Genomic DNA, 9,620 nt, shown 5'->3' with positions numbered 1-9,620 from the left:
GGCCTCGCCTCCGGCACCGACCAGCGCCGCGCTCCAGGCCCGGCTGCTGACCCTGGCCGACATGCCGGCCGGCTTCGTCGCCGACGACGACACCGACGACGCCAACGGCGTGATGTCCGCCACCGAACCGGACTGCCGGTCGATGACGGACCTGATGAACAGCCAGGGCCACCCGGCCGGCGCCCTGGCCTCCGCCGACGCCTCGTTCACCCGCTCCCAGTTCGGCCCGAACATCGCCACCGGCCTGGCTGGCTTCGCCACCTCCGAGGCCGCGCAGAAGCTGCTGGACTCGGTCACCGCGGCGATGCACAGCTGCACGAAGCTCACCGAGACCGACAAGGACGGCAGCAGCTACGACTTCCTGGTCGAGCAGCTGGCCTTCCCGCAGACCGGGGACGCCAGCGGGGCGATCCGCATCGTCGCCGACGTGGACGACCTGCCGGCGCAGGTGGACCTGGTGCTGGTGCGGGTCGGCAGCACCCTGCTGTACGTGGCCGACACCGGCTTCGGCAGCACCGACCCGGACCTGACGCAGCAGGTGGTCGCGCGGGCGGTGGCCAAGGTGAAGGATCCGTCCGCGGTCCGCTCGACGCCTGCGCCGACGTCGCGGATGCCGACGCTGCCGCCGACGACGCCGACGACGCCGACTCCGGAGCCGGAGTCGGCGACGAGTTCGGGCACCACGGCTTCGGCGGCCGCGGCCCCGGCGGACGTGGCTCGGGACACAGCTCGGGACGCGGCGGGCACGCCGGCGGCTTGAGCGCTCGGCCTGAGCGTTTGCCTGAGCGCTGCGAGCCAGCCGGCGCGCTGCGCGTCGGAGGAGGCGTAGGTGGCGTAGGCGTGGGCGGCTGAGCCTCACACCTGCTGCAACATCCCCTCACTCGCGGGCTCGGGCGCCTCGGCGACCCCGAACCGCGCATGCACCCCGCGCAGCACCTTCGGCGCCCACCAAGCGCCCTCCCCGAGCAGCGCCAGCACCGCCGGCACCAGCATCATCCGCACCAGTGTCGCATCGATGAGCACCGCGAGCGTCAGCCCGAACCCGAACTCCAGGATCGGCGCGGCCCCGCCGGTCATGAAGCACGCGAAGACGATCATCAGCAGCGCCGCCGCGCACGTCACCACCCGCCCCGTGTGCCGCACCCCGGTCACCACCGCGCGGCGTGCGTCCTCACCGGCGAGCCGGGCCTCCCGGATCCGGCCGAGGATGAAGATCTCGTAGTCCATCGAGAGCCCGAACGCGACCGCGATCATCAGCGGCGGCACCGTCACGTCCAGGGCTCCCAGCCCGCCCTTCACGCCGGAGCCGAAGAGCCCGGCGAAGTGTCCCTGCTGGAAGACCCACACCATCGCCCCCAACGCCGCGCCGATGCTCAGCAGGTTGGTCAGCACCGCCTTCAGCGGGATCAGCACCGAACCGGTGAACAGGAACAGCAACACGAACACCGACAGCAGCACCACGCCGGTGGCGTACGGCAGCCGATCCACCAGCATCCGCCGGAAGTCCACCAAGTGCGCGCTGTCGCCGGTGACCGAAGCCCCCTGATGCTCGTCCCGGATGGTCTGCACCAGCCCGGTCGCCACCTTCCCGTTGACCGTCCCGGCGGGCGTCAGCTCCAGCACCGCGCTGCCGTCCGGAAGCGCCTTCTGCGCCGAGTCGACGACCCCTGGCAGAGCTCGGAGATGCGCCAGATAGTCAGGCCGTGTGGCGCCGTTCTGCACCCACACGTCCAGCGGCGTCGCCGCACTCCGCCCCGGGAAGTGCGCCACGCTCAGGTCGTACACCTGCCGCGACTCCGAACTCGCGGGCAGCTCTCGGGCGTCGCCGGGAGTCAGCGTCAGCGCGGTCACCGGTGTCGCGATCGTCACCAGGCCCGCGGCGATCACGATCAGCACCGGCAACGGCCGCCGCACGACCCCCGCCGCGAACCGCCCGAACCAGCGCCCCTCCGATCGGCGCGGGCTCGCCGGCTTGATCCGGTGCCCGAACTTCGCCAGCAGCGCGGGCAGCAGGGTCACGGCCGCCAGCATGTCCACCGCGACCACCGCCGTCGCCGCGAGCCCCATGCTGCGCAGGAACGGTGCCGGGTACACCACGAGCCCGACCAGGCTGACCGCGACCGTGAGCCCGGAGAAGAACACCGTGCGGCCGGCGGCCGAGACGGTGCGCCGGACGCAGTCGGCGATATCCGGCGTCGCCGTCCGCTCCTGCTTGAACCGGGTCACCATCAGCAGCGCGTAGTCCACGCCGAGGCCGAGGCCGAGCATCGTCGTGATCTGGACGGAGTACACCGACAGGTCGGTCGCGAAGCTGAACCCGTAGAGCACCAGCAGCGTGGACGCGACGCCGCACAGGGCCAGCACCAGGGGCAGCGACGCGGCCAGCAGCCCGCCGAACACCACCACCAGCAACAGCAGCACGATCGGCAGCGAGATCATCTCCGCCTGGCTCGCGTCGGACTGCGCGGTCTGGTTCAGCGCGTCGCCGACCAGCGGCCCGCCGCCGACCCGCACCTGGAAGTCCGGTGTGGCGATGGCGTGCAGCCGGTCCTGGGCCGCTCGTGAAGCGACGCCCTCGGCGTGCGAGCTGATCCCGCTGGCGAACGTCACCGGGATCGCGACCACCTGGCCGTCACCGGTGGCACCAGGGGTCTGATACGGGTCCGGCACCTGCGTGACGCCCGGGATCGCACGGAGATCGGCGACCGCGGCGGCGACGCGGCTCCGCAGCCCCGTGTCCGCGGTGATCACCCGCCCCGCGGTCGTCGATGTGACCAGACCGGCGATGGTGTCCGGGCTCGGGTCCAGCTTGTCCAGGCGGGCGGCCGTCACCTGGGACTCGCTGCCCGGCACGTTCGCCCCGAGCCCCCCGAGTCTGCCGAACACCGCCCCGCCCAGGCCCAGGCCGACCACCAGCACCAGGGCCCAGGCCGTGATCACGGTCCGGGGCCGGCGGATGGCGAGTTCTGCCGCGTGTCTCAACATGCCCCCACTGTCCGGGGACGGGCAGGGTCCTGTGATCCCGCGCGGGAGGGGAGGGCCGGACTCGGTAGATCGGGGGAGTCATCCCTCCGAAGAGGGAGTCACCAGCCCGCTGTCGTAGGCGAAGATCACCGCGTGCACCCGGTCGCGCAGGCCGAGCTTCATCAGGATGTTGCTGACGTGGGTCTTGACCGTGTGCTCGGTGACGAACAGCTGCGCGGCGATCTCGGCGTTCGAGGCGCCCTGCGCGATCAGCAGCAGCGTCTCGCGCTCGCGCGGGGTGAGGACGTCGAGCCGGGCCGAGGGCGCGGCGGCCGGGTCGGCGGTGCCGGACCGGGCCGGGCGACGGGAGGTGACGTCGGCGATGAGGCGGCGGGTCACCGAGGGCGCCAGCAGCGAGTCGCCGGCCGCGACCACGCGGACCGCGTGCACCAGGTCGTCGCGGCGGACGTCCTTGAGCAGGAACCCGGAGGCGCCGGCGTAGAGGGCGTCGTAGACGTACTCGTCGACGTCGAAGGTGGTGAGCATGAGGATCCGGCTGCCGCCCTCGGCGCTGACCTGGCGGGCCGCCTCGATGCCGTCCATCACCGGCATCCGCACGTCCAGCAGGACCACGTCGGGGTGCAGCGCGCGGGTCAGGGTCACCGCCTCGGCGCCGTCGCCGGCCTCGCCGACCACCTCGATGTCCGGTTGCGCGTCCAGGATCATCGCGAACCCGCTGCGCACCAGTTCCTGGTCGTCAGCCACCACTACCCGAATCGCCACGTTCGCTTTCTACCAGGCGTACGTGTCGGCTGTCCTTTATAGGGCTGACGCGGCGGCTCTCCCGCTGTCCTGGTGTCCTGGTGTCCCTACTGTCCGGACGGGATGACTGCCATCAGCGCGAACCCACCCGTGTCCGGCGGCGAGGTCCAGCTCAGCGCGCCGCCCACCGGCGCCAGCCGTTCCCGCAGCCCGGACAGGCCATGGCCGGCGTCCGCCGCGCCGTCAGCCACGCCGCGGCCGTTGTCAGCGACCGTGATCTCCAAGGCGCTCGGCGACCAGGACAGCCGCACCTCGGCGCGCGAGGCGCGGGCGTGTTTCAGGGTGTTGGTCAGGGCCTCTTGCACGACGCGGTAGGCGGCAGTCTCGGCGCCTGGGGACAGCGACGAGGCGCTGCCGGTCTGTTCCATGCGGACCTGGAGCCCCGCCCTGCGGACCCGGTGCACGAGGTCGTCGAGGTCGGACAGGGTGGGCAGCGGCTGGCGGCCGCCGCCTTCGTCCTTGTGGAGCGTGCCGAGCAGGCCGCGCAGCTGTGCCATGGCGTCCCGGCCGGCGGCCGAGATGGCCTCGAAGGCGGCCTCGGCGCGCTCCGGCTTGGACCGCACCAGCAGCGGTCCGGCCTCGGCCTGCACCACCATCAGGGCCACGGCGTGGCCGACCACGTCGTGCATGTCGCGGGCGATCCGGGCGCGCTCGGCGCGCAGATCGCGGTCGGCGCGGACGGACAGCGAGTCGCGCTCGGACTGCATCAGCACGCCGAGGAACAACGAGGTCATGCTGAGGGTGAAGGTGACCAGGAAGTCCTCGGGGTTGTTCATCTGCCGGTGCAGGTACTCGGCCACGATGTTCCCGACCATGTAGATGGCGATCATGATGATCCGGGTCCGGCCGCGCAGTACCGAGCCGATCGTGTACTCGACGACCAGGACCGCGTACGGGAACGGCTGGGCCGGGTGCACCGTCGCGGTGATGACCAGCGTCAGCGCGCCGGTGACCAGGGCGGTCATGACCGGGTAGGTCTCCCGCCACAGCATGGAGGCGATGGTCACCGATTCCAGCAGGTACCGCCACGGTCCCCAGGGCAGTACACCGGGTACGAGATAGGTGCCGCTGTTCAGCACCAGCACGATGACGACGGCCAGGACGTCGTTGCGTCGTGGCCGTCGCAGCCGGAATCCTCGGCGGGACAGGGCAACCGGGGTCAGCACGTGATAGATCATGCTCCACCGGGAGTAGCCGCACCTCCCTCCCACGGGGGATCCCAGTGCGGGTACCCTGGGGTACAGTCGAGATATGTCGCGAGTCAGTCAGGGAGTCACGGAGATGACGACGCAGGGTGGGGCCTCGTTCGATCCCGATATGCGCGCCGGCGACGCCGACCGCGAACGCCTCGTCGAGCAGCTGCGCGAGCACCACGCCGCCGGCCGCCTCACGCTCGACGAGTTCGACGAACGAATGACCAAGGCCTACTCGGCCAAGACCTACGGCGAACTGCGCACCCTCACCCGGGACCTCCCGGTGGACCTGTCGCAGCTGAACATCGACCAGGCCCAGCAGCGCACCTTCCAACAGCGCACCCAGCAGCGCCCGGTCGAGGTCCGCCGCGACGAGTCCGGCCGCATGCAGATCAACATCGACAACCAGGCCATCCAGGACCGCATCAACGAGCACCTGGAACGCCACACCCAACGCTGGCAGCGCCACCAGGAACGCCACGAGCAGCACCGGACCCACCAGCAGGAACGCTGGAAGCAGCAAGCCGCACGCCGCGGCGGACACGGCTGGGGCTCCTTCAGCTCATGGCTGTCGCTGACAGTGTTGCTCACAGGGATCTGGCTGGTCAGCAACCTGGCCGGCGGGGACGACTGGGGGAACTTCTGGCCGGCGTGGCCGGTCGGGATCATGGGGGTGCTGATGCTGGCTCGGGGGATCAACAAGCGGAGTTGAGTCGGTCCGGGCTGAGCCGGGCTGCGCTGAGCTGCTGAACTGCTGCCGGGCTGGGCTGAGCCGGACTGACTGCTGGGCTGTGGCTGTCTGTGGAGGGCTGTGACCGGATATCTGGTCGCGGCCCTCCGGCTTTTGGTGCACTTGGCTTTACCTGCGGGCGGCAGTGCGAGCGCGTTGGCGGCTGGCGCTGTTCGTGTCCAAGACCACCCTGGCCGTACCCGGCCCGCTCGCAGCCCCGCCGCATTTCGCGATGTCACCACATCGAGTGACCTGGCACCTCCGGTGTCACCGAGGCGAACGCCACGGGAATATACGCCACCCGATGCCGGTTTCAAGACATGTGCGGCCGGGGTACAAAGCCCCGGTTTCGCGTTCCGCAAGTGTTCGGCGTACACTGGCGTGTCGGCTCCGTATGGAGTGGTTCACGTGCGCCCCCGCGGCTGGGTCTACGAGCGCATATCGCTGGACCACCACTTGCTCCTGTTGCCGGAACCGACGCGGCAGTAGACACCCTTCTGAAGGAGATTGAAGGAACTTGGCCAAAAAAGAAGGCGCCATCGAGATCGAGGGCACCATCATCGAGTCCCTGCCCAACGCGATGTTCCGCGTTGAGCTGGCGAACGGCCACAAGGTCCTCGCGCACATCTCCGGCAAGATGCGGATGCACTACATCCGGATCCTCCCGGACGACCGGGTCGTCGTCGAGCTGAGCCCGTACGACCTGACCCGTGGGCGCATCGTCTACCGCTACAAGTGACCTGTAGGACTCCGGCCCTCCGCGGGCGGGGTCCCCGCCGGTCACGTCCTATCGAGGCTCACCACGCTCTAGGTGGTGGGCTGCCTTTCGGTGTTTTCGCACCGGACGACCGATACCAGTTAAGGAACCATCATGAAGGTCAAGCCCAGCGTCAAGAAGATCTGTGACAAGTGCAAGGTGATCCGTCGCCACGGCCGCGTCATGGTGATCTGCGAGAACCTGCGCCACAAGCAGCGTCAGGGCTGAGCCAGCTCGAAGCCGGGTCGCAACGCCCGGCTGAACTAACCGCAGCGTCCCGACCCCGCGAGCTCCCGCCATAGGGCTCATGGATGAAACCCCCGGCCCGGAGGCTGGAGACCTGGTCAGGCACCAGGAACGGCGCTGTACCGACACCTCCGGCAACGAATAGAAACAGGAGCCTGCCTGATGGCACGTCTCTCTGGTGTGGACATCCCGCGCGAAAAGCGTCTGGAGATCGCCCTCACCTACATTTACGGCATCGGCCGCACCCGCTCGCAGAAGACGTGCGCGGAGACCGGCATCAACCCGAACACGCGCGTGAAGGACCTGACGGAGGACGACCTCGTCAAGCTCCGCCAGTGGATCGACACGAACTACCGCGTCGAGGGCGACCTGCGCCGTGAGGTCCAGGCGGACATCCGCCGCAAGATCGAGATCGGCTGCTACCAGGGCATCCGGCACCGCAAGGGCCTGCCGGTCCATGGTCAGCGCACCCACACCAACGCGCGTACGCGCAAGGGCCCGCGCAAGGCCATCGCCGGCAAGAAGAAGGCCGGCCGGAAGTAGTCCAGCCACGGACCGGAACCTAACTGGTTTGTCAGTGGCCGGACCGATCACCTCAATCAGGAGAACCCAGCACAATGCCTCCCCAGAGCCGTAAGGCCGGCGCCAAGGCTCCCAAGCTGCGCCGCAAGGAAAAGAAGAACGTCGCCCACGGGCACGCTCACATCAAGAGCACGTTCAACAACACCATCGTCTCGATCACCGACCCGCAGGGGAACGTGATCGCCTGGGCGAGCTCGGGTCAGGTGGGCTTCAAGGGCTCGCGCAAGTCGACCCCGTTCGCCGCTCAGATGACCGCCGAGGCCGCCGCCCGCCGCGCCATGGAGCACGGCATGAAGAAGGTCGACGTGTTCGTCAAGGGTCCCGGCTCCGGCCGTGAGACCGCCATCCGGTCGCTGCAGCAGACCGGCCTGGAGGTCGGATCCATCAACGACGTCACCCCTTCGCCGCACAACGGCTGCCGCCCGCCGAAGCGCCGGCGCGTCTGAGCTAGGAGAGAAGAACACACATGGCCCGTTACACCGGCCCCGACTGCAAGCGCTGCCGCCGCGAGAAGACCAAGCTCTTCCTCAAGGGCAGCAAGTGCGATGGCCCGAAGTGCCCGATCGAGATCCGTCCCTACCCCCCGGGTGAGCACGGCCGCGGTCGCACCAAGGAGAACGAGTACCTGCTCCAGCTTCGCGAGAAGCAGAAGACCGCCCGCATCTACGGCGTTCTGGAGAAGCAGTTCCGCGGTTACTACGAGGAAGCCAACCGCAAGGGCGGCAAGACGGGTGAGAACCTGCTCCGCATCCTCGAGTCCCGCCTGGACAACGTGGTCTACCGCGCCGGCTTCGCGAAGTCCCGCGACCACGCGCGCCAGCTGGTGCGCCACGGCCACATCCTGATCAACGGCCACAAGGCGAACATCCCCTCGATGCGGGTCACCCCGAGTGACATCGTCGAGGTGCGCAAGGAGAGCCTGGAGCTCACCCCGTTCGTGGTGGCCCGTGCCGAGGCCGGCGAGCGTGCCGTCCCGGCGTGGATCGAGGTCATCCCGTCGAAGATGCGGATCCTCGTGCACTCGCTTCCGGAGCGTGCTGTCATTGACACGCAGGTCCAGGAGCAGCTGATCGTCGAGCTCTACTCCAAGTAGTCCGGAGTACGGGTTCGCAACCTATAGGGAGTCCCTGCGCGGGACTCCCTATAGGAGCACCATCCCCGCGGTCGGCATATAGCGGTCGGCCCAGGCAACGGAGGTTCCACCGTGCTTATCGCACAGCGCCCCACCCTCACCGAGGAAATCATCGATGAGTACCGTTCGCGGTTCCTCATCGAGCCGCTGGAGCCCGGCTTCGGCTACACCCTCGGCAACTCGCTGCGCCGGACGCTTCTGTCGTCCATCCCCGGCGCCGCGGTGACGTCCATCCGGATCGACGGCGTGCTCCACGAGTTCACCACGATCCCGGGTGTGAAGGAGGACGTCACCGACCTCATCCTGAACATCAAGCAGCTGGTCGTCTCCTCGGAGATCGACGAGCCGGTGACCATGTACCTGCGCAAGCAGGGCCCGGGCACCGTCACCGCCGCCGACATCGCCCCGCCGGCCGGCGTCGAGGTCCACAACCCCGAGCTGATCATCGCCACGCTCAACGGCAAGGGCAAGCTCGAGATGGAGCTCACCGTCGAGCGCGGCCGCGGCTACGTCAGCGCGGTGCAGAACAAGCAGGCGGGCCAGGAGATCGGGCGCATCCCGATCGACTCGATCTACTCGCCGGTCCTCAAGGTCAAGTACGACGTCGAGGCCACCCGCGTCGAGCAGCGGACCGACTTCGACCGCCTGGTGCTGGACGTGGAGACCAAGCAGTCGATGCGCCCGCGCGACGCCGTGGCGTCGGCCGGCAAGACCCTGGTGGAGCTGTTCGGCCTCGCCCGCGAGCTGAACATCGAGGCCGAGGGCATCGACATGGGCCCGTCCCCGACGGACGCCGCCCTGGCCGCCGACCTGGCACTGCCGATCGAGGACCTGGAGCTGACCGTCCGCTCCTACAACTGCCTCAAGCGCGAGGGCATCCACACCGTGGGCGAGCTCGTCGCCCGCAGCGAGGCCGACCTGCTGGACATCCGCAACTTCGGCGCGAAGTCCATCGACGAGGTCAAGGTCAAGCTGATGAGCATGGGCCTGGCGCTGAAGGACTCCCCGCCCGGATTCGACCCCTCGCTCGTGGTGGACAACCAGTACGACGAGGAAGAGGACCTGGACTCCGGCTACGCGGAGACCGAGGAGCTGTAAGGCTCGACAGCCGGGCCGCCCCCACCAGGGCGGCCCGGCTTCCGGCGCCGGGCACCCCGCCCGGGCACCGGTTCAAGATCCCGGGTACCTGACACG

General features: G+C 69.2%; 11 protein-coding genes. 8 read left to right on the top strand and 3 right to left on the bottom strand.

Annotated elements, in window-relative coordinates; translation table 11 throughout:
- On the top strand, positions 1–760 hold a 760-nt coding region (locus tag GWK61_RS32765; RefSeq protein WP_194915559.1), incomplete at its 5' end, for a sensor domain-containing protein.
- Between the two features lie 95 nt (positions 761–855).
- Here GWK61_RS32765 and GWK61_RS32760 read toward each other — a convergent pair.
- The 3 genes from GWK61_RS32760 to GWK61_RS32750 form a co-directional block, all read right to left on the bottom strand.
- Entirely contained in the window at positions 856–2,985 is a 2,130-nt protein-coding gene (locus tag GWK61_RS32760) for an MMPL family transporter (protein ID WP_194915558.1), read from the bottom strand.
- A gap of 78 nt (positions 2,986–3,063) precedes the next feature.
- A complete protein-coding gene (locus tag GWK61_RS32755; RefSeq protein WP_194915557.1) occupies positions 3,064–3,747 on the bottom strand; it encodes a response regulator in 684 nt (227 codons plus the stop codon).
- 86 nt (positions 3,748–3,833) lie between these two features.
- Positions 3,834–4,952: a sensor histidine kinase gene (locus GWK61_RS32750; protein ID WP_323747860.1), complete on the bottom strand. Its 1,119-nt coding sequence runs from the start codon at positions 4,950–4,952 to the stop codon at positions 3,834–3,836.
- Between the two features lie 115 nt (positions 4,953–5,067).
- On the opposite strand from GWK61_RS32750, the gene GWK61_RS32745 reads away from it, so the two are divergent.
- The 7 genes from GWK61_RS32745 to GWK61_RS32715 all read left to right on the top strand — a co-directional run bounded on the left by GWK61_RS32745 (position 5,068) and on the right by GWK61_RS32715 (position 9,524).
- Positions 5,068–5,691 (top strand): DUF1707 SHOCT-like domain-containing protein, encoded by a 624-nt coding sequence (locus GWK61_RS32745; RefSeq protein WP_194915555.1) that lies wholly within the window; start codon positions 5,068–5,070, stop codon positions 5,689–5,691.
- A 535-nt stretch (positions 5,692–6,226) separates the two neighbouring features.
- The gene (infA, locus tag GWK61_RS32740) at positions 6,227–6,448 is read left to right on the top strand and encodes a translation initiation factor IF-1 (protein WP_012785186.1); all 222 of its coding nucleotides are present in this window, start codon (positions 6,227–6,229) and stop codon (positions 6,446–6,448) included.
- A gap of 132 nt (positions 6,449–6,580) precedes the next feature.
- Positions 6,581–6,694 (top strand): 50S ribosomal protein L36, encoded by a 114-nt coding sequence (rpmJ, locus tag GWK61_RS32735; protein ID WP_009740505.1) that lies wholly within the window; start codon positions 6,581–6,583, stop codon positions 6,692–6,694.
- A 180-nt stretch (positions 6,695–6,874) separates the two neighbouring features.
- Complete coding sequence (gene rpsM, locus GWK61_RS32730; protein ID WP_194898686.1) at positions 6,875–7,255, top strand: 30S ribosomal protein S13; 381 nt, start codon at positions 6,875–6,877, stop codon at positions 7,253–7,255.
- Positions 7,256–7,329: 74 nt separating this feature from the next.
- Positions 7,330–7,740, top strand: coding sequence for a 30S ribosomal protein S11 (gene rpsK / locus GWK61_RS32725; RefSeq protein WP_012785188.1), 411 nt, complete (start codon positions 7,330–7,332; stop codon positions 7,738–7,740).
- A 20-nt stretch (positions 7,741–7,760) separates the two neighbouring features.
- Positions 7,761–8,387 (top strand): 30S ribosomal protein S4, encoded by a 627-nt coding sequence (rpsD, locus tag GWK61_RS32720; RefSeq protein ID WP_012785189.1) that lies wholly within the window; start codon positions 7,761–7,763, stop codon positions 8,385–8,387.
- A gap of 111 nt (positions 8,388–8,498) precedes the next feature.
- A complete protein-coding gene (locus GWK61_RS32715) occupies positions 8,499–9,524 on the top strand; it encodes a DNA-directed RNA polymerase subunit alpha (protein WP_012785190.1) in 1,026 nt (341 codons plus the stop codon).
- The last annotated feature ends 96 nt before the right edge of the window (positions 9,525–9,620 follow it).

Source organism: Catenulispora rubra (assembly GCF_015356825.1).
Classification (GTDB): domain Bacteria; phylum Actinomycetota; class Actinomycetes; order Streptomycetales; family Catenulisporaceae; genus Catenulispora; species Catenulispora rubra.
The sequence above is the reverse complement of the archived record's forward strand: the minus strand, read 5'-3'. Positions and strand labels throughout refer to the sequence as shown.

What these genes read in the sequence shown, in the direction of transcription:
- GWK61_RS32760 (WP_194915558.1), bottom strand. Translation starts at nt 2,985, where the DNA reads ATGTTGAGACACGCGGCAGAACTCGCCATCCGCCGGCCCCGGACCGTG.
- rpsM (WP_194898686.1), top strand. Translation starts at nt 6,875, where the DNA reads ATGGCACGTCTCTCTGGTGTGGACATCCCGCGCGAAAAGCGTCTGGAG.
- rpsK (WP_012785188.1), top strand. Translation starts at nt 7,330, where the DNA reads ATGCCTCCCCAGAGCCGTAAGGCCGGCGCCAAGGCTCCCAAGCTGCGC.
- GWK61_RS32745 (WP_194915555.1), top strand. Translation starts at nt 5,068, where the DNA reads ATGACGACGCAGGGTGGGGCCTCGTTCGATCCCGATATGCGCGCCGGC.
- rpmJ (WP_009740505.1), top strand. Translation starts at nt 6,581, where the DNA reads ATGAAGGTCAAGCCCAGCGTCAAGAAGATCTGTGACAAGTGCAAGGTG.
- rpsD (WP_012785189.1), top strand. Translation starts at nt 7,761, where the DNA reads ATGGCCCGTTACACCGGCCCCGACTGCAAGCGCTGCCGCCGCGAGAAG.